At 45.4% G+C, this 20,054-nt stretch carries 18 protein-coding genes; 9 read left to right on the forward strand and 9 right to left on the reverse strand.

The features are described from left to right. Positions 1–34: 34 nt before the first annotated feature. Positions 35–1,249 carry a phospho-N-acetylmuramoyl-pentapeptide-transferase gene (gene mraY, locus FXO21_RS11645; RefSeq protein ID WP_149640229.1) on the forward strand — a complete coding sequence of 405 codons (1,215 nt, stop codon included), beginning with the start codon at positions 35–37 and terminating at the stop codon, positions 1,247–1,249. 87 nt (positions 1,250–1,336) lie between these two features. On the opposite strand, the gene FXO21_RS11650 is transcribed toward mraY, so the two are convergent. Both FXO21_RS11650 and aroB read right to left on the reverse strand, forming a co-directional pair. After that, positions 1,337–1,912, reverse strand: a complete 576-nt coding sequence (locus FXO21_RS11650) for a DUF4136 domain-containing protein (RefSeq protein ID WP_149640230.1) — start codon at positions 1,910–1,912, stop codon at positions 1,337–1,339. 89 nt (positions 1,913–2,001) lie between these two features. After that, the gene (gene aroB / locus FXO21_RS11655; RefSeq protein WP_149640231.1) at positions 2,002–3,036 is read right to left on the reverse strand and encodes a 3-dehydroquinate synthase; all 1,035 of its coding nucleotides are present in this window, start codon (positions 3,034–3,036) and stop codon (positions 2,002–2,004) included. Between the two features lie 273 nt (positions 3,037–3,309). Between aroB and FXO21_RS11660 the strand changes: the two genes are divergently transcribed. Next, a complete protein-coding gene (locus FXO21_RS11660; protein ID WP_149640232.1) occupies positions 3,310–4,365 on the forward strand; it encodes a VOC family protein in 1,056 nt (351 codons plus the stop codon). Between the two features lie 2 nt (positions 4,366–4,367). Here FXO21_RS11660 and FXO21_RS11665 read toward each other — a convergent pair whose 3' ends face one another. Continuing rightward, positions 4,368–5,348 (reverse strand): 1-acyl-sn-glycerol-3-phosphate acyltransferase, encoded by a 981-nt coding sequence (locus tag FXO21_RS11665; RefSeq protein WP_149640233.1) that lies wholly within the window; start codon positions 5,346–5,348, stop codon positions 4,368–4,370. Positions 5,349–5,504: 156 nt separating this feature from the next. On the opposite strand from FXO21_RS11665, the gene FXO21_RS11670 reads away from it, so the two are divergent. From FXO21_RS11670 to FXO21_RS11685, 4 genes are all read left to right on the forward strand, one after another. Beyond that, positions 5,505–6,545 (forward strand): hypothetical protein, encoded by a 1,041-nt coding sequence (locus tag FXO21_RS11670; RefSeq protein ID WP_149640234.1) that lies wholly within the window; start codon positions 5,505–5,507, stop codon positions 6,543–6,545. 39 nt (positions 6,546–6,584) lie between these two features. Beyond that, on the forward strand, positions 6,585–7,433 hold the full coding sequence (locus FXO21_RS11675) for a TIGR01459 family HAD-type hydrolase (protein ID WP_149640235.1): 849 nt from the start codon (positions 6,585–6,587) through the stop codon (positions 7,431–7,433). A gap of 177 nt (positions 7,434–7,610) precedes the next feature. Then, the gene (locus tag FXO21_RS11680; protein WP_149640236.1) at positions 7,611–9,152 is read left to right on the forward strand and encodes a YifB family Mg chelatase-like AAA ATPase; all 1,542 of its coding nucleotides are present in this window, start codon (positions 7,611–7,613) and stop codon (positions 9,150–9,152) included. Between the two features lie 33 nt (positions 9,153–9,185). Further along, positions 9,186–9,884 (forward strand): Uma2 family endonuclease, encoded by a 699-nt coding sequence (locus FXO21_RS11685; protein ID WP_225865656.1) that lies wholly within the window; start codon positions 9,186–9,188, stop codon positions 9,882–9,884. Between the two features lie 14 nt (positions 9,885–9,898). Here the strand turns inward: FXO21_RS11685 and FXO21_RS11690 are convergent, their stop codons facing one another. The 5 genes from FXO21_RS11690 to FXO21_RS11710 form a co-directional block, all read right to left on the reverse strand. Next, positions 9,899–10,687 carry a hypothetical protein gene (locus FXO21_RS11690; protein ID WP_149640237.1) on the reverse strand — a complete coding sequence of 263 codons (789 nt, stop codon included), beginning with the start codon at positions 10,685–10,687 and terminating at the stop codon, positions 9,899–9,901. Between the two features lie 143 nt (positions 10,688–10,830). Further along, a complete protein-coding gene (locus tag FXO21_RS11695) occupies positions 10,831–11,628 on the reverse strand; it encodes an IS3 family transposase (RefSeq protein WP_229245209.1) in 798 nt (265 codons plus the stop codon). Between the two features lie 41 nt (positions 11,629–11,669). Next, on the reverse strand, positions 11,670–12,188 hold the full coding sequence (locus tag FXO21_RS11700) for a helix-turn-helix domain-containing protein (protein ID WP_149638667.1): 519 nt from the start codon (positions 12,186–12,188) through the stop codon (positions 11,670–11,672). Positions 12,189–12,278: 90 nt separating this feature from the next. Next, on the reverse strand, positions 12,279–13,100 hold the full coding sequence (locus FXO21_RS11705) for an enoyl-ACP reductase FabI (protein ID WP_149640238.1): 822 nt from the start codon (positions 13,098–13,100) through the stop codon (positions 12,279–12,281). Positions 13,101–13,180: 80 nt separating this feature from the next. Continuing rightward, positions 13,181–14,209, reverse strand: coding sequence for an alpha/beta hydrolase (locus tag FXO21_RS11710; protein WP_149640239.1), 1,029 nt, complete (start codon positions 14,207–14,209; stop codon positions 13,181–13,183). Positions 14,210–14,270: 61 nt separating this feature from the next. On the opposite strand from FXO21_RS11710, the gene FXO21_RS11715 reads away from it, so the two are divergent. The 3 genes from FXO21_RS11715 to FXO21_RS11725 all read left to right on the forward strand — a co-directional run bounded on the left by FXO21_RS11715 (position 14,271) and on the right by FXO21_RS11725 (position 17,758). Continuing rightward, positions 14,271–14,957 carry a response regulator transcription factor gene (locus FXO21_RS11715; protein WP_149640240.1) on the forward strand — a complete coding sequence of 229 codons (687 nt, stop codon included), beginning with the start codon at positions 14,271–14,273 and terminating at the stop codon, positions 14,955–14,957. A 193-nt stretch (positions 14,958–15,150) separates the two neighbouring features. Continuing rightward, a complete protein-coding gene (gene hemB / locus FXO21_RS11720; RefSeq protein ID WP_192579208.1) occupies positions 15,151–16,131 on the forward strand; it encodes a porphobilinogen synthase in 981 nt (326 codons plus the stop codon). A gap of 97 nt (positions 16,132–16,228) precedes the next feature. Beyond that, the gene (locus FXO21_RS11725; protein ID WP_149640241.1) at positions 16,229–17,758 is read left to right on the forward strand and encodes a M28 family peptidase; all 1,530 of its coding nucleotides are present in this window, start codon (positions 16,229–16,231) and stop codon (positions 17,756–17,758) included. 70 nt (positions 17,759–17,828) lie between these two features. Here the strand turns inward: FXO21_RS11725 and FXO21_RS11730 are convergent, their stop codons facing one another. Further along, a complete protein-coding gene (locus FXO21_RS11730; RefSeq protein ID WP_149640242.1) occupies positions 17,829–20,009 on the reverse strand; it encodes a S9 family peptidase in 2,181 nt (726 codons plus the stop codon). Positions 20,010–20,054: the final 45 nt, after the last annotated feature.

Here is a 20,054-nt window from a genome sequence, read left to right on the forward strand (position 1 = left end):
CAATTTTGCAGCCGTCACCCCAATAAGTTTCTTCATGCTCTATTACCTTTTTGATTATCTAGACAAAAACTTCAATATACCGGGCGCCGGTGTATTCCAATACATTTCGTTCAGGGCGTTGGGAGCTACGGTCCTGTCGCTTTTCATTGCGGCAACGTACGGCAAGTCGATAATTAACTTCCTGAGAAAGAAGCAAATGGGTGAGTCTATCCGTGATCTTGGGTTGGCGGGTCAGATGGAGAAGGCAGGTACGCCTACAATGGGCGGATTCATTATACTTGCTTCGCTGCTTATTCCGGTTTTGCTTTTTGCCAAACTAAGTAATGTCTATATCGTTTTGCTCATCATAACTGCGCTCTGGACGGGCTTGATCGGTTTTGTTGATGATTATTTAAAAAAATTCAGGAACAATAAAGATGGATTGCACGGGCGGTTCAAGATCGTCGGACAGGTTGGACTTGGTGTGATCGTTGGTGTGACATTGTCTTTTAATGATAGTGTCAGGATCAGGGTGTATGATCAGCCTTTGCTAAGCTCTAATCTGGGTGAAGTTCAGCGTTATCGCGATATCGTACATCCAACCATCACGACAATTCCTTTCTTTAAAAACAATGAATTTGATTACAAAACACTGCTTTTTGGCTGGTTACCAGAGGAATATACCTGGGTTATCTACACGATCATCGCTATTTTTATCATTACAGCCGTTTCCAACGGAGCCAATATTACCGACGGAATTGACGGGCTGGCCGCTGGCGTTTCAGGCATTATCGCATTGACGCTCGGGGTCTTGGCTTATCTCTCGGGAAATACAAAATTTTCGCAATACCTGAATATCATGTACATCCCTAACTCGGGTGAGCTCGTGATTTTCTGTGCCGCATTTATAGGGGCGTGCGTCGGGTTTCTCTGGTACAATGCATATCCTGCCCAGGTTTTTATGGGTGATACGGGAAGTTTAATGCTGGGAGGTGTGATAGCAGTTGTGGCACTTGCAATCCGTAAAGAATGGCTGATACCTATTATGTGCGGGATTTTTATTGCCGAAAACCTTTCGGTGATTATGCAAGTCAGCTATTTTAAATACACGAGAAGGAAATACGGAGAAGGGCGACGAATATTTCTGATGTCGCCGCTTCACCATCATTATCAGAAAAAAGGAATCCACGAGTCGAAAATCGTTACCAGGTTCTGGATCGTAGGAATTATCCTGGCTATTCTGACGCTGGCAACGTTGAAGCTGCGGTAAACCGCCTTTTCACTAGCCGTCGGCTTAAGCTGGCGCACCTTTAGTCACTAGCCGTCGGCTTAAGCCGACGGTAATTGAATAATTTAATTATCGGCCTACGGCTTCGCTGTATCTTCTTGGGTCGTAGCCTTTTGCGAATAGGGGATATTGGTCGAAAATGCGCCTTACTACGCTTCTGTAATGGTTGTTCGATCCTTCTACGCCTTTAAAAATACCGGAAGCGTAACCTCTCCATACTACCTGATCACTTTCCGCGTCGATCAGTGAGACGATCAGTGTTCCTTTGTCAAGGGCGTATTTGATCGGCTCGTAGCGAAAACCGTCGTTTTCAGTATCCACCCAGTTTTTAATCACCGGCTGCATATATCCCTGGTAGCGAAGGTTGTCGTAGAAAATACCGTAATTAACAAGTAAAGTGGGTTTTTCGGCGGTAAGCTTGTAGCCTCTTACCTGCATCTGGCGACGGATCGCTTCGTAAATCTCCGTACATAAGTTATTCGTGTCGCGCTCACACTCCAGAAAAGTGTAAGAAGAGTAGTCTTTAAAATTCGTTTCGTAGCTGTAATCGTGCTCAACGAAGACTTTGCGGCCACTGGAACATCCGGCAATTATTATTACTAGGAGTAATGCAGCGTAAGTAAAGATAGACCTCAGCATAAGTATTTAATTTGTCAGGTTGTGAAAAAATATGTCTGTAAATAAATTGTTACACACCACTCTAACCAATAACTTATACCCGAAGCTGGTAGATACTATCCCAAATAATAAGCTATTGATTTACGCATTTCAGAAGCAGAAACCACTATATCAAACGCACACTGCCCTGCTCCTTTCAGCAATGAAAACCGCACTTCCTTTCCTTTGTTTTTCTTGTCCTGTTTTGTCAAACCGATAATTTCTTCAATATCCTGCGGACTGATTTTTACCTTACCGTAGGTAGCGAAAATAAATTCCTCAATATCTGTCAGCGTATCCTGGGTGATCATTTTCCGCTCGAAAGACAGGTAGCTTTCCATGATCATTCCGATTGCAATCGCTTCCCCATGGTATAATCGCTTATTGGTCGCTTTGTTCAAAAAGCAGGTTTCAACAGCGTGCCCCAGTGTGTGTCCAAAATTTAAAATCTTCCGTAATCCCTTCTCTGTCGGATCTTCCTCTACGACCTGCTGTTTGATTTTAACAGAATGTGCAATGAGGTCCTGCCAGTTTTGTCTTTCAAAGTCTTTTTGCCTGATCTCGTCCCATTTCCCTGCGTCTGCGATCAGACAGTGTTTGATGACCTCTGCGAACCCGGAACGAATCTCCCTTTCAGGCAAAGTTTTCAGAAAAACCGGATCTATCAATACACTTTTGGGAATATTAAAGACACCCAGATGATTTTTAAATCCTTGAAAATCAATACCTAGCTTACCTCCTACACTTGCGTCTACCTGTGAAAGCAGCGTTGTTGGCACCTGTATAAAATCTATTCCACGCTTGTAAACTGCGGCGCAAAATCCGCCCATATCCCCGATAACGCCGCCGCCAATATTGATCACCAGCGCGTGTCTGTCAAGCTCTTCATTTGTCATTCCCTGCCAGATTTTCTCGCACGTCGCCAGTGTTTTATTAGCTTCGCCGCTCTGAACGGTTATTATAGTATGTTTTGGTAAAAGGGCTTTCAGACTCGGATAACAATGTTTTTTTGTATTATTATCAGCTATTACAACAACTTTAGAGTAATTGGCAGAGCCTAAAAAATCCGGCAAGCTTTCGCTTATCGGCGCAATGATAACAGACTGATTCATTCTAGATTGAATTGAGACAAGCTCACCACACATACGGTGAGCGCACCCAAATGGATGCGTTGACTTCCACTTTTTAGAAATAATATTCTGGAAATCTCATTTAAATATAGGAATTATAATGTTTATCAGATAATCAATATGGTTTTGTCTTCCAAGAAAATTTTTCCACAGTACACAAATTTTAGTCAACCGTGCCACACAAAGGCTGGTTTGCGTTTTATTTCGTAAAATTGCCGTTCAATAATTTTGCGACCGATTTAATTTTCTCAACGAATGAGTGCTGCGCTGATCTCAGGAATTCAACAAGTAGGAGTAGGTGTTCAAAATGTACCGGATGCCTGGAAATGGTATCGTCAGGTGCTGGGTTTTGATGTACCGGTTTTTGATGAAAAAGCCGAAGCTCCGCTGATGACGCCCTATACCGGAGGCGAAGTTCAAAAACGGCATGCAGTATTGGCGATCAATATGGCCGGTGGTGGTGGACTTGAAATCTGGTCTTTTACCAGCCGCAAATCTCAGCCTGCCAATTTCAAAGTGGAGCCGGGCGACCTGGGAATCAATGCGATCCGTTTCAAAACACCTGATGTGCAGAAGGCTCATGCCTGGATCAAAAGCAACTCTGGGCAGGCAGTGGGGCCGGTGGTGGCGTTACCCGAGGGAGAAGGTTTCTGGGGGACAGATCCTTATGGAAATATTTTCCAGATCACAACCGACAAAACTTGGTTCCAGAAAACCGGAAAACCAGTTGGAGGTGTGGCCGGCGTGGTGGTCGGCGTGAGTGATATTGATCAGTCTGTTGCCTTTTACGAAAGCCTTTTGCAGCCGTTGGAAGTTGTTTATGACGAAACCGGCGTGTTTGCCGATATTCCTTCCGCTTTCCCGGGGCAGCGATTCAGAAGAATGTTGCTGCGCAAAAACTTCACACCCGAAGGCGCATTCAGTAAGCTTTTAGGTAATGTGCAGATCGAGCTTATCCAGGCTCTGGACCGCACTCCGAAGAAAATATTTGAAAATCGTTTCTGGGGCGACTGCGGATATATCCATTTGTGTTTTGATACCCTGGATATGAATGCATTGAAAACGAAATTGCAGGCGCAGGGTTATCCTTTTACCATTGATAGTGAGCAATCTTTCGGTATGGAAGCCGCCGCCGGGCGATTTGCTTATCTGGAAGATCCAGACGGCACCTTGATCGAGTTGGTGGAAACACATAAAGTACCGATCCTCAAAAAAATCGGCTGGTTTATGGATTTACAAAAAAGAAAAAGCCAGAAACCTTTGCCGGACTGGATGCTCAAAACAATGGGATTCGGGCGGGTGAAAGACTGATTCTACTTGTATTTACTTCCTACCCAGGCCAGCAGAGGTAAAGCAACAAACGATGCAAGTCCCGCCTGCCAGCCGGCAAATGCGCCTAATATAACTGCGAGTATTCCGACGATCACCGGATAAATGTACATCAGCATTCCAAACAAAACGGAATCGTAAAATACTGATCTGCCGGTTAGCTGGGCTGTTTTTTTGGTAAAGAAAGTGTAAAGCGGCGCGTGTAAAATCCGGCCAATCCAGCCTAGTCCTTTTAGTAGTGCATTGTCCCGTGCGGGCGATTTGCATTCACTGAAATAGGTCTTTAAAATGTTGTTGCGCTCCTGAACCGGCAAATCCTCGGGAACGGTCAGGATTATTTCATTCATTCTAATTTCTAAAATTTCATTGAATTCACGCAACCATTTTTCATAGTCGGAGGAGCTGGTTGTGATCTCTTCCTGACTAATCGGGACACCGAATTTCAATGCAACGCGCTTTCCCGGCCCTCTGAAATTTTCATAGTTTAAACCCGTCGGGATTACTTTCATCTCCGGCAATGCATCCTCGCCAAACCAGATCTTGTAAGCCATTCTGGCGGTACCTTTTCCGAGCGGGCGCAGTCGCCATTCATTTACACAAATACCCTCTGAAAACACCACCACCGCATCGTCTTTTTTCAAAGCGTCGTGACTTTCCTGTGCGGTAACATCATGATTTTTAAGGTATTGTCGACCTTCCGAGCCGCGAAAAACAGGAATCAGGTTAATTTGTCGTAACCAGAAAGCGGCAGCAGGTTTTTTGAAAACATCTCCGCGCGTCAGAGTATGGATAGGCTGGCTCAGCACGGAACCGATCACGACCGCGTCGAAAAACGAATCGGGGTGATTGGAAGCCAGCAGTAACGGTTTTCCTTTTGGAAGCCGGTCGAAATGCGAGACACAGAGCTTTTTGAGATAAATAGGCAGTGCCAGACGGACCAGAAAACGGGAGAAGTAATAAAACAAAATTGAAAAGGTAAGTTTCTGTAAAATTATGGGATTATTTTTTTATTTATCCTGTCTCGCAGCCGCAATCCGCGCATTGAAGTTGCTACCTTTGAAACTGATTTTGAAATAACTAAAAAAAGCATCAACACGCTAAGGCGTAGGGAGAATAAAGCAATGCGTTTAAAAGATTATCCGGGGATTATCAGACAGGCGTGGGCCGGATTTGACAATTCGATAGGAGTGAAGTTTGTCGAAGATATCAGCGCAATGGTGTCTACAAACCATGTTTTCAGGGTGACGCTTGACAATGACGACAAAGTAATTGCGAAGCTGTCTTATTTCGGAAAATATGAGCATTTTAAGGAGGACCACCGGATTATTCAGGCTTTGTCCAACAATCTGCTTTATCCGTTTGAAAATGTATTGGCGAAGTCACTTGTCAAAAATAACCAGGTTTATACATATCGTTACCAGGAAGATTTTGTGGATACCTGGGTCGTATTTTACAATCCGATCCGTGCTGCAAACAGGCTTCCGCGCAGATTAAATGAAGAGCAAATAGGAAAACTGGGGACAGAAACCGCTAAATTTCACCAGGCATGTTTCAGGGCGAGCCGCTCTATTCCCAAGTCTTCGAAAAATTTGAGAACAGATATTCAGCATTTGCTGGACATTCTGGAAACTGATACCGGCAAATACGAGCACCGGGGGTTTATCAATATCCTGAAAAAGCAGTGTGATATTTTCATGAAGAATATCCAGCGGCTGAATGTAAGCGGATTTGATCTGATGCCCGTTTTTGTGGACTGGAATATTGGTAATTTCTCTGTTACAGACGATCTGAAATTTTATTCAAGATGGGACTACGACTGGTTCAGGGTTTCGTCGCGCGTGATGGACTTCTATTTTTTCAGCCGGGTTTGTTCCAATGTAGGCGACCGCACCGTATTCAGTTATCTGATCGGCCCGCTCACGGAAGACCGTTTTATGATCTTTCTGAAAGAATACCATAAAATATATCCGCTCACCGAGCGCGAAATATTGTTCATGAAAGAAGCTTACCGGTTTTTTATTTTGAATTATGTGATCAAATATGGTAAGTATTTTTTCCACAGATCCTATTGTACGAAACTGCAAAAGGAGGCTTATGAACTGTATTTCCCCTCAATAGAGGGTTTTGATGCTGATAAAATCCTTAGGGTACTGAATATATAGCGTTTTTTTCTGACCCCATTATTATTTCACTTCTTTACTATGATCCTCGATAATTTCAAATCTGTAATCTCAAAATACGACGTCATTTTCTTTGATGCTTTCGGTGTTTTAAAAACATATAATGGGTTGATTCCCGGCATTGAAAAAACTTTCGCTTACCTGAACGAACATGGAAAAGATTTTTACGTGGTCACCAACGATGCCTCCCGGAGCCCCGAGCAGCTGGCCGATTCTTATGTGAAAATGGGTATTAATGATGTTACCGCAAACCGGATCATCTCCTCAGGTATGCTCGCACGCGAGTACCTGGATTACAAATTTCGGGAGGGATTGGTAGCCTACGTCGGTACCGATAATTCGGCGCATTATATTGAAACCCTTGGCCTGAAAACCGTTTCTATCCGTGAAGTAAATCTGGACGATGCCGCGCAGATCAATGCACTGGTATTTATGGATGACGAGGGTTTTGACTGGAATACAGATCTGACAAAAACACTTAACCTGTTGCGAAAACGCAATATTCCGGTCATCGTTGCGAATACTGACAAAACTTATCCGGCATCCAAAAGTCGGCTTTCTATTGCGGTTGGAGCTTTGGCCAAAATGATCGAGGACACGATCGGCAGGCAGTTTATCCGCTTTGGAAAACCAGATCCGCAAATGTTCATTTTCGCTTATCAGCACATTAAAAACTATCCTAATGTTAGCAAAAGGGATATTTTAATGGTAGGGGATACTTTGCATACCGACATTCTTGGCGGAAATAAATTCGGGCTGGATACTGCACTTGTGCTTACCGGGAACACGCAGGCGGAAGATGCCGAGGTACGTATCCGGGCCACGGGCATTATCCCCACCTATATTTGCGTCTCCGCAGTGGTAGAATAGAGAGCCGCTGGATAACTCAGATCCTTCATACGGAAATTCATACCAGACTATAATCCTATTTGTTGCTTTCAATCCTGCCTGGTACCCGCACAGGCAGCTTTCCCATTGAAAGTGTTTCATCAATTTCCTGCTATTTTTGCCGGAATCCATTTTTTCATTTACTCTAACTACACACACATGTTAGCTAAAACTTATGGAAGCGCCGTGTATGGCGTGGACGCTACCATTATCACGATCGAAGTGAATGTTGGTCAGGGGCTCGGGTTTTTTATGGTTGGTCTGGCCGATAGTGCGGTGAAGGAAAGTCAGCAGCGCGTGGAGGCTTCCCTTAAATATTTTGGTTACAAAATGCCGCGTCAAAAGCTTGTCGTTAACCTTGCCCCGGCCGATATCCGCAAAGAAGGTTCTGCGTACGACCTGCCAATTGCACTCTGCACGCTCTATACCTCCGAGCAACTCACCTGCGAGCGCAGCCTCGAAGATTACATTATCCTTGGAGAGCTTTCACTCGACGGCATGTTGCGCCCGATCAAAGGCGTACTACCGATTGCGATCGAAGCGCGGAAGCAGGGTTTTAAAGGACTGATATTGCCTGCCGAGAATGCACATGAAGCCGCGATCGTCAATAACATTGATGTTATCCCCGTGGAAACACTGCCGGATGCAATCGCTTTTTTCGAAGGCAAGCTCGATATATCGCCTGTCAGGATCGATACCCGGGACTTATTTTTCGCTACCCAAAACGAGTATGATGCTGACTTCGAACATGTTCAGGGTCAGGAAAATATCAAGCGGGCACTGGAAATTACGGCTGCTGGCGGCCACAATGCGATAATGATCGGACCACCCGGAGCAGGTAAAACAATGCTGGCCAAGCGGATTCCGAGTATACTTCCTCCATTAAGTTTACCGGAGGCATTAGAAACTACCAAGATACATTCAGTAGCCGGCAAGCTCGGCAAGCGCGCAACGCTCGTTTCACGCAGACCGTTTCGTGCGCCGCACCACTCTATCAGCGACGTAGCTTTGGTAGGCGGAGGAAGTTATCCCCAGCCGGGAGAGATTTCACTCGCACATAACGGTGTATTGTTTCTGGACGAGCTGCCTGAGTTTAAAAGAACCGTTCTGGAAGTAATGCGGCAGCCGCTGGAAGAGCGGAAGGTGACTATCTCGCGTGCAAAAATGGCCGTTGAATATCCGTCGAATTTTATGCTGATAGCCAGTATGAACCCTTGTCCGTGCGGGTACTACAATCACCCGGAAAAACAATGCGTATGCGGGCAGGGTGTGGTACAAAAGTATCTCAACAAGATCAGCGGCCCGCTGCTCGACCGCATCGATCTGCATGTAGAAGTCACTCCGGTTTCTTTTGACCAGATATCTTCTACCCGAAAATCGGAAAGCAGCGCCGATATACGCGAGCGGGTAATTCGAGCGCGGCAGAGGCAGACGGAGCGTTTTAAAGACAAAAAAGAGATTTATTCCAATGCAATGATGACGCCGGAAATGGTAAAGGAAATTTGCGTGATCGAAGAAGCAGGAAAGGCGCTCCTACGCAAAGCAATGGAAAGACTGGGCCTTTCAGCCAGGGCTTACGACCGCATTTTGAAAGTATCCCGCACCATCGCGGACCTCGCCGACAGCGACGATATTAGAGTAGAACACCTCGCGGAAGCGATTCAATACCGGAGTTTGGATCGGGAGAATTGGGCTGGGTAACAGGGCCAATTCTCTATTTTTTCACCTTAAACTTTGTTAAATTTGGAAACACAACTTTTGGAAAGACCAATTTTAAAAACGGAAATGGGGAAGCGAATTGTGTCAGATATTCTCAATGAGCCGGACGCGTATTTCGTGGTACAAGCTGTGATCGATGTGTTAAATGAGGAGCGGGAGCGGCGAGCCAAGTTTTACAATGATATTACCGAAGAAGATAAAATTGAATTTATCAACGGTGAGATCATTGTGCATTCTCCGGTGAAAATGAGCCACAATGCAGCGACTGGGCTACTTTACAGGTTACTAAGCATTTATGTAGGCAAAAATCAGCTCGGGTTTGTTGGCGTTGAAAAGATTATGATTAAGCTTACTCGTAATGATTACGAGCCAGACATTTGCTTTTTTTGTAAAGAAAAATCTATCGATTTTGGAAAGGATCAGACCCTTTTTCCGGCACCAGATTTTGTAGTAGAGATTGTTTCACCATCGACCGAGCGACGCGATAAAGGTGTAAAGTTTAAAGATTATCAAGCACATTCAGTCGAAGAGTATTGGATTATTGATCCAGAACACGAGACTTTGGAGCAGTATCATTTAAACGGAGAAGAATACGAGCTGATACTCAAATCCGGCGATGGGACTGTGACCAGCTTCGCAATTCCGGGCTTTCAAATCCCAGTTCGGGCAATATTTGATGAAGCGGAAAATCTAAAAGCAATCCAGCAGTTTTAGATTTTCCTAAGAACTCAAAGTTCCTCTACACTTACACCGCCCAATTCCTGAAACAGCGTTTGCCAGTAATGCGTTACGTGCGGGTTGTTCTCTTTGGTTGATGCGGTGGGTTCAAACGGTGAAACGATCGTTACCTGCGGTGAGCCTATCGCGTATTGATCCAGCTTCTTGGTATCCGCTTTTGCGTCAGCCTCCGCTTCTGAATCACTTTTTGGAGGCCTGATATGAAAATCCCTCCGGTCGCCGCCTTTGACACTTTCTATCATATCACTGAAATAGTACACCTTCACTTCCGAGCCGCTTTCTCCGGCTTTTGCGATTACAGGAAGGCTCGCCCAGATATCCGTCGATAAGTTAGAAGCGCCGGTATTCTGTTGGTTCAGTTTAGCCAGTAATTGTCTAAGATAAATACCCTTTTCTTTTTGAAGCGATAGTTGAAATGCGGTTTCAATTCCCTCGCGGTCAGTTGCATTAGCACCTTCCATATTATCTTTCTCACTTCTGACGGTCAGCGATAATGCCTTTGCTTTGGAGGTGTTTTCGTGAATAAAATAAACTTCCAGCTTATCACCCTTACTACGCATATTGGTTTCCACAATATCAGTCAGCGCCTGGCGGTATTTGTCGTTTACATAGTTTTTGTCAACATGTACGCTCTGGGTTTTGTCCAGAAAGACCAAAGTATAAATTGGCGCATCGGGTATTGCCTGGGCAGTTTCTTTTTCCCCGCCACAGGAAATCAGGAAGAGGATAAATGTAAGAAATGAGAAGGATGTGAAGAGCTGATTTTTCTGAGGTTTCATGGGGCAGTTTTATTTTGGCTAAACTAATCTGTTCATAAATAGCACACAACGGCAAACGGGAGAGTGGTGGAAATATTTTATACAAAAACAGAAAACCCCTCAAAACGTGTGGACTGAACCCCAAAAGTTGGACGTTTTATAATTTAACGATTAGTGTGATGAGCCCGGTATTGTGCCGGGCTCATTCCATTTAAATTAAGCCTGATCCTGTCGTTGTTGTAGTAGTCGATATATTCCTTGATGTCTTCTTTCAGCTGGTCGGTGCTTTGGTATTTGTTCAGGTAGAACAACTCTGATTTAATGGTGCCAAAAAAGTTTTCAATAATCGCATTGTCCAGGCAGTTGCCTTTTCTGGACATGCTTTGGATAATACCCTTCGATTCAAGTATTTTTTGATATTTACTCATTTGGTATTGCCAGCCCTGGTCGGAATGCAGTACCAGATTTTCTGGCTTATTGATCTTTTTAAATGCCGTTTCGAGCATTTGTGTTACTTGCTTAAAATTAGCTGATTCGGACAGGTTGTAACTGATGATTTCTCCATTAAACAGGTCAATAATAGGAGACAGAAAAAGTTTTTTGTCTTTCACCCTGAACTCGGAGACATCCGTCGCCCATTTCTGTGATGGTTTTTCAGATTTAAAATCCCTGTTGAGAATATTGGGCGCAACCCTGCCTGTCTGGCCTTTGTAAGAGCGGTACCTTTTGAGACGGATCAACGATTTCAGGCCCATGGACTTCATCAGCTTTAAGACCGTTTTATGGTTGAGCTCGCTGCCCATCTTCCTGATCATCATTGTGATGCGACGGTAGCCGAACCTTCCCTTATGCCGATCGTAAACTTGCCTGATCTGCTTTTTCGCCTCCTTATACTTGCTGGCCTGAGCGCTATTTTTAATATGGTAGTAGAAATTGCTCCTGGGTATTTCAAAGAGCTCCAAAAGCAATTCAAGCGGATATTTCTGCCTTAACCCATGGATTGTCAACGCTTTTTCTTTTGCGCAGCTTCCTTCTGGCGGATTAAGGCATCCAACTTTTTTAGCAAGTCATTTTCTGCCCTCAGGCGCAGGTTTTCGTTTTCGAGCTGCTCTAACCGGGTCAATGGACCGTATGTTTTTATGATCTTGGGTTTGTTTTTCATAGACCTGGGCCTGCCACGGGCCGTGCTAAAACCATCTATACCAAACTGCTCATACTGCCGGACCCAAACATGTAAAGTACTTTTACTGGGTATTTTAAATTTGAAGCAGCACTCATTCAAAGATAAACCCTGTTTCTGATAAGCGAACACAACTTGTTGCTTAAATTCTATTGTGTAATCGCGCCCGTATTGCGGCAAAAGACTTGAACCGCCGCCTTGTTTATAGTGTCCCACCCATTTCTGTATACAGGACCTAGTAATCCCAAAGCGTCTGGCCAATTCATTAATACCACCTCCGCCTAAATAAGATTTTACAACCGCTAACCTCAACTCTGCACTGTGTTTTCTGTTTTTACCCATAAAAATACCCCCAAGAAGTGTCTAACTTTTGGGGGGCAGTGCAGTGTGCCTTGAAGGGTTTTTCTTTTCGGAAAGATTAAAGTCAGCTTCCTATTTATGTTGTTCCTGGATCATTGTAACCAGTTCTTCGGAGATACCCGTGGACGAATAACCGCCGTCGTGATAGAGGTTTTGCATGGTAACAAAACGGGTCAGATCAGAGAACAGGGTAATGGCATAATTCGCACAATCGTCGGCGGAAGCGTTTCCTAGCGGGCTCATTTTATCAGCAAACTCGTAAAATGCGTCAAAACCAGCGATTCCTGAACCGGCTTTTGTTTTGGTAGGCGACTGAGAAATGGTGTTCACGCGCACATTTTTTGCTTTTCCATAACGGTAACCGTAGCTGCGCGCAATGCTTTCAAGCAATGCTTTTGCCTCGGCCATATCATTATAGAAAGAGTACGTGCGCTGGGCTGCAATGTAGGATAATGCCACAACCGATCCCCAATCGTTGATTGCATCGAGCTTTTCGCCGACCTGCAAAAATTTGTGCAGTGATATCGCAGAAATATCCAGGCCCTTCTGAAACCATTCGTAGTTCAAATCGCCATATTCTTTACCCTTACGAACATTCAGCGACATACCGATCGAATGCAAAACGAAATCGATCTTACCGCCCAGAATTTCGGTCGATTTAGTAAAAAGGTTTTCAATATCTTCAACGGAAGTGGCGTCGGCGGGAATGATTTCTGCATCGCATTGTTTGGCCAGATCATTGATCGCGCCCATACGCATGGCGATCGGGGCATTTGTCAATGTGAATATGGCACCTTCTTCTTTCGCTTTCAGGGCTACTTTCCAGGCGATAGAATTTTCGTCCAATGCCCCTGAAATAATTCCTCTTTTTCCTTTTAATAAACCGTAAGCCATGTTTTCCTTTTCTATTGATTAATTAGGATAAGTCCGTTTGAGGCGACAAAGTAAATAATTTTTGACGGGTTTGCCAGAATTTAGTCTGCCCAACTAACACTACTGCGCTGAGCTACTGGTTTCATGTACAGCTTCTCCCTGAAAAACTGGTCGGTAGCTTTGTACACGCCTTTTACATCTTTCGACCGCAGCCTGGAAGCGATTACGTGGTCGCCGCTTTCCGGGAATGCTTTTTCAACTTTCAAATGATCGGGCGTACCGAGCTGCGGAAACATTTTTTGAATAGCCGCGACCGACACTACCTGATCCTGCTCTTTGTCGTTTTTAAAATAATATCCTACAAATACCGGCATTTTAATCCGTTCATACACTTCGCGCCTCGAAATCACGTCCATCATTTGCTGCAACGTGACGAGCCCATTGGAATGGTAACCCTGCAGCCAGAACTGCGCGTGCTCCGGAATGGAATCTTGCGAGGTATTGTGTTCCCCCATCACCTGCTGTAAAATCTGCTTTCCCCAGGGTCCGGTGATCAGTTTCAGGCTCGGATTCGCTACCTCCATGCAGGGCGAGTAAAGAATAAGTCCTTTGATCTCGGGATGCGTTGAAGCCAGGTAAACGGATAGTAGTCCGCCTGCCGAAGTGCCTATCACAATTACACTGTCACCCAGCACCTTGCCTATCGCCAATGCCCTTTTTGCTCCGGCCAAAAAGTTATTTGGAGTGAGGTCGTCGAATGCATCGGGATCGTTGATTCCTGCGTCGTGCATGCGTGAGAGATAAAGATTTGCTCCGTATTTTTTTGCAAGATCCTTGTGTATCGGGTCGCCTTCCGCCCAGCTTGCCCCGAAACCGTGGATATACACGATACTATAAGGTGTCTTTTCCTTTTTGGTACTGTCGGCCCAGATAATGCGTGCTTCATTGTCGCTTTTGAGCAGCGCGGTGGCCTTTTCAGTTTGCTTTATTTCCTGTTCAAGCTTGACAAGATCACTGGTGACCGTCGGCAAAACGGGTGTGAGGCGCGCCTCGGGGACTTTTGGGCCGGCATAGTATACGACGCCCAAAATGATAAAGATCACGGCTAACGATACAAGAAGTTTTAACATTTTTTATGAGCTAAGAAGGTTTATCAATACTATCTTGCAAACATAATTTAATATCCTTTCTATGCCCAACCTGCTACTTGTTGAGGACGATGCAAATCTGGGATTGCTGCTTCAGGAATATCTTACCGATAAAGGCTTCCCTACCGATCTTGCTACTGATGGACAGAAAGGTTGGCAGACTTTTGTGGACAAAGAATATGACTTGTGCATATTCGATGTGATGATGCCGAAGAAGGATGGTTTCTCGCTGGCCAAAGAAGTGAGAATGAGCGGACGGGATGTTCCGATCATTTTTTTGACAGCAAAATCGATGAAGGAAGACACTATGCAGGGTTTTCGGGTTGGTGCGGATGACTACGTAACCAAACCATTTGACCGGGAAGAGCTGCTTCTCCGCATTGAAGCCATTCTGCGGCGGTATAAAAAACAGCCTGACTCACAGGAAGCCACTAAAATATTTCACATTGGTCAATACGTTTTTGATTACAGCCACCAGCAGCTGACAGCCAACGGGAATTCTGCCCGGCTCACAAGCAAGGAGTCAGAGTTACTCAAACTATTTTGCCAAAACCTTAACCAACCAATCAGCCGCAGCTTTGCCTTGAAGACCATCTGGGGCGACGATTCGTACTTTAATGCAAGAAGTATGGACGTTTACATTACCAAACTCCGCAAATACCTCCGCGAAGACCCGACTATTCAGATCATGAACCTGCATGGGGAAGGATTTAAATTGATGGTAGGGTGAAGGGCGACCCGCGTAGGGCGGCCCGACGCGGGCCGCATAGGGAAGAGGGGGAGGAAAGGAGGATGGAGGAAGACTGGGAGGAAGTTTTTGGATTTGGGAAACTGAATTTCGAGCGGGTTGGTTTTTTATTTGCGTAAATATTCAAATAGCTAATAAAAAGCCGGCAGCCGAGCGCTGACGCCGAAAGCCCATCATGATCGATATATCCCGTCGCCCACGACGCAATAGAAAGTCCGCAGGAATCAGGGAACTGGTTCAGGAAACGAATCTTCAGGTTTCCGATTTTATTTATCCCATGTTTGTCCAGGAGGGGAGTAATCAAAAGGTTGAGGTGAAATCAATGCCTGGTATTCACCGTTTTTCGCTCGATAATCTTTTGGAAGAATTAAAAGAAGTAACCGATCTGGGCATCCGCGCGATCGATCTTTTTCCCAACTATCCTGAAAGTAAAAAAGACAGAACTGCTTCTGAAAGTTATCAGGAAAATACCTTTTATCTCAAAGCGATCACCGCGATTAAAGAGCGTTTTCCGGAATTGGTAATCATGACGGACGTAGCGATGGATCCGTACAGTTCTGATGGTCACGATGGATTGGTGGAAAATGGGAAGATCCTGAACGATGCCACGCTGGAAATTCTGGCGAATATGTCGCTGGCGCAGGCAAAAGCCGGGGCTGATATCCTGGGGCCTAGTGATATGATGGACGGAAGAGTTGGTTACATTCGCCGCCACCTCGACTCGCATGGTTTTACGGACGTGAGTATCATGTCTTATTCCGCCAAGTATGCGAGTGCATTTTACGGTCCTTTCCGTGATGCGCTGGAATCGGCTCCTAAGTTTGGGGATAAAAAAACCTACCAGATGAACCCGGCAAATAAACGGGAAGCATTACTGGAAGCGCAGTTGGACTTTGAGGAAGGTGCTGATATGCTGATGGTTAAACCTGCTCTGTCCTATCTGGATATTATCCGTTTGCTGGATGAAAACTTTGATATTCCCATAGCTGCTTACAATGTCTCTGGCGAATACGCGATGATCAAGGCAGCTGCACAAAATGGCTGGCTGGACGGCGACCGCGCCATGATGGAAGTCCTGATGAGCATTCGCCGGGCGGGGGCAAAATGTATTCTGACGTATTTTGCGAAGGAAGCTGCGGTGATTTTGAATAGATAGTCAGGAAAGGGAGTCAGCAATTTTTGATAAACCATATGAAAGCTACTATATTAATAGTAGCTTCATTTTTATGTTTAAGAGATTTATCAATGTCAAAATGAAAAAAACAATACTATTGATACTTTTTGTTGGAGCTATGAGTTTCCAACCTTCTTTCGCCCAAAAGAAAAGCCCTGCATTGCCAGAATTTCAAATCAAAAAATCAGAAACTGAGGCTCATATGCGTTTTTTGGCGGCTGATGAACTGATGGGGAGGCGGACTGGGGAATCTGGTAATTTTGTGGCCGCGAGGTATGTTGCCGAGCAATTCCGGAAGCTGGGTTTAAGTCCGGTTACCAGCAATGCAGGTTCTAATACTGTATCTTATTTTCAAAATGTTCCTTTCGAAAAAATGGGCGCCTCGGCAGCGGGGGAAATTATTGCCGATGCTGAAATTATGAAAGCTGGCGAGGCCTGGCTGCTCATGAACGGAGGCGAAACAAACCTGAAAGCGCCGATCATATATGCCAGCTTCGGATTGGAAGATGCTGCCAAAAGCTGGGACGATTACAAAGGCCTGGATGTAAAAGGGAAGATCGTCCTTGTAGAAAGCGGCACACCGGAAGCGCAGACGCCTACTGAAATTTTCGCTACCTCTAACGAAAAGCGCAAGCTCGCCGCATCGAAAGGAGCAATTGGTATTATTGAATTATTTAATGCGCCGGTACCCTGGAATATCGTTTTGCGCGCCTTTGGAGGAGAGAAATTAGCACTTTCACAAGGTGATGCTGCGGCTACCCCAAGTATTCCGCACGCCTGGGTGAATGGGAAAGAGGCGAAATATGCGCGTGCATTGCGGGCAGTGAAGGAAGTGGAATTCAAAACAACCGGAAGAAAAATGCAGCTGATCAACAGCTACAACGTAGCCGGATTGATTCAGGGCTCCGACCCGAAACTGAAAGATGAATATGTGCTGCTGACCGCACATTACGATCACGTGGGCGTGGGCAGGCAGGGAGGGCAGCCTTACACGGCTGAGGATAGCATTTTCAACGGCGCAAGGGATAATGCATTCGGAACCGTCGCGCTGCTTACTGCCGCAGAGGCATTGTCCAAAAATCCTCCAAAACGCTCGGTATTGATAGTAGCGTTGACGGGAGAAGAAGTTGGTTTGCTAGGTAGCAAATATTACGCAGCAAACCCTTTGTTACCCTTAAACAAATGCATTTTCAATCTTAATTCCGATGGGGCGGGTTATAACGATACTACCATCGTAGCTGTTATGGGCCTTGACCGCACGGGTGCCCGCGCTGAAATTGAAACCGCAAGCAAAGCTTTCGGACTTGGTGTTTTCGCCGATCCTTCCCCTGAGCAGGGACTATTTGACAGATCAGATAATGTGAGCTTTGCCAGGGAAGGTATCCCTGCACCGACGTTTACGCCTGGTTTCAGGGAGTTTAATGGAGATATTATGAAAAACTATCACCAGGTTTCGGATAATCCGGAAACGATCAATTTTAATTATCTTTTGAAATTCAGCCAGGCATATACCTATACTGCCAGGCTGATCGCTGATCGGAAAGTGGCCCCACAATGGTCGGCGGGAGATAAATATGAGCCGGCTGCGAAGAAGCTTTATGGCAAATAGGATTTTGTGAAACCACAAAAAAGGGTTGACTTTGTTTTCGAAGTCAACCCTTTTTATAGCTGATATTAACTTACTTCGCTCCCGGAGGACAGTTTTTTCTCAGATAATCAGTGAACAAAGTCCTCAAATGTGCCGAAGTCCCGGCTCCCTCACTGATACTGTGCGACCGGTTCGGATAAGGCATGAATTGGAATACCTTATTGGCTTTAATTAACTCGTTAACAAGCATTTCTGCATTCTGGTAATGCACGTTGTCATCACCGGTACCGTGAATATAAAGTAAATTTCCACGCAGGTTTTTCGCGTACGTAATAGGTGACCCTTTTACAAAATCATCGCGGTTTTCCTGAGGAACACCCATATAGCGCTCCTGGTAAATATTGTCGTAAGTAAGCTGGTTACCCACCGCCGCCACTGCAATACCTGTTTTGAAATGATCAGGATATTGGAAAAGCAGGTTTAAAGTCGAAGAACCGCCGCCGCTCCATCCGTGAACCGCTACTCTTGAAGTATCGATAAAGGGATACTTTTTGAACATAGCAGTCGCCGCTCCGTCCATATCCCTGATATTTATCCTTCCAATATTTTTGTAGATCGCCTTTCTCCATTTCGCGCCTTTGGGAGACGGTGTTCCGCGGTTGTCCATAGACGCGTAGATATAGCCGTCATCGGCCATATTTCCGTTATACAGGCGGTTCCGCCCTGTTCCATAGGTATCCTTTACAGTACTTCCCGCCGGCTCGCCATACACAGTGAATACGATGGGGTACTTTTTAGAGGCATCAAAATTGGTCGGTTTTACAAGCCACGCATCGATTTCAATGCCTTCTTCGGTAGTTACCTTAAAAAATTCGATGTCCAGTTTCGCGGCATTGACCTTACTTGCCGACTGCGCAATGGAATTATTTGGGTCAATTGCAGTGTGCTTTGGAAGAGAAATCCACTCTGTCAGCGGAGTAGTTTTTGCATTAGAAAAACGGTGCATTGCGAATTTAGCGGCCGGCGAAATTTCATAGTTGTGCGAGCCCGCCTGATCAGCCGGCGTTACCCGCACGGGTTTACCTTTTCCATCGAGAGTGGTTTTGTACAGATAGCTCTGTGTTGCATTGTTGGGAGAAGCCATGAAATAATAGGCGTTGCTTTTCTCGTCAATGCGAACCGGACTGATCATATCGAAGTCTCCGGCGGTGATGAGCGTTTCCTTTTTTCCGTCGCGGCTTACCCGATATGTATGGCGCCAGCCGTCTTTTTCACTTACCCAAAGGAATTCATTGCCGCCGTTGATCCAATCCCAGCCCATCGGGTCGTTTTCCCAGCGGCTTTTAATGTCGATCCAGGCTTCGTCTTTTTCAGTGTAAAATGGTTTGGCGCTGCCGTCTGTTGTATTAATGTACATCAAAGTACTCTCGTTCTGCTTGCGGTTCAATTGCTGAATCACAAGCTCATTCGGCATACCCGACCATTCCATTCTTGGCACATAGGTATTTTGCGGGTCGCCGGGAATGTTCATCCATTTGGTCTGTGCGCTCGCGATATCCACCACTCCAATCTTGTAGGGAGAAGGCGTTTCGCCAACTTTTGGATATTCCACCGGAACGTTAAAAGAGTAAATGGAATCCGTCGTATTGATCATCAAAAAATTGCGGATCTTGCGTGCATCGAGCTGCCAGTAGGCGATCGACTTGCTGTCGTCGCTCCACCGAAATCCATCCCGGCAGTCGAATTCTTCTTCATATACCCAGTCGAAAGTACCATTGATCACGCGGTCGGTCCCATCTTTGGTCAGCTGTTTTACCTCGCCGCTTTGCAGGTCCTCGGCATACACATTATGCTCACTCACGTATCCGACATGTTTTCCGTCGGGTGAAAACTTGGCGAACATCAGAGAGGAAGCCGGTAGCCCTTTTCCAAGCTGTTTCAAAGTCTTCGAAGTCGCATCAAAAACCCAGTAGTCGCCCCGCGTTTCGTATCTCCAAACTCTTTTTGCATTGGTATAAATCAAAAACTTGTCTCCGGCTTTACTAACCGTGTAACTCTTGATTGTCAGTGCACTACCTCCCGAGGGAGTGAGCTGAGCACGTGATACGAGGATCTTCGGAGTATTGGACGGCAATGCAACTTCCACGATTTCATCATCGCTTACATCACGGTAGCCGCTTCCATCCGGAAGCCATTGAAAAGTATCGGGAATTTGTGCAAAGACTGGTAACGAGATAATGGTCAAAACCAAAATCCGGATGGCGTTCTTCATATTTACTTTAAAATTGGTACGACAACTATTGTAATGCAATGTTAA

The organism is Dyadobacter sp. UC 10 (assembly GCF_008369915.1).
Classification (GTDB): Bacteria; Bacteroidota; Bacteroidia; order Cytophagales; family Spirosomataceae; genus Dyadobacter.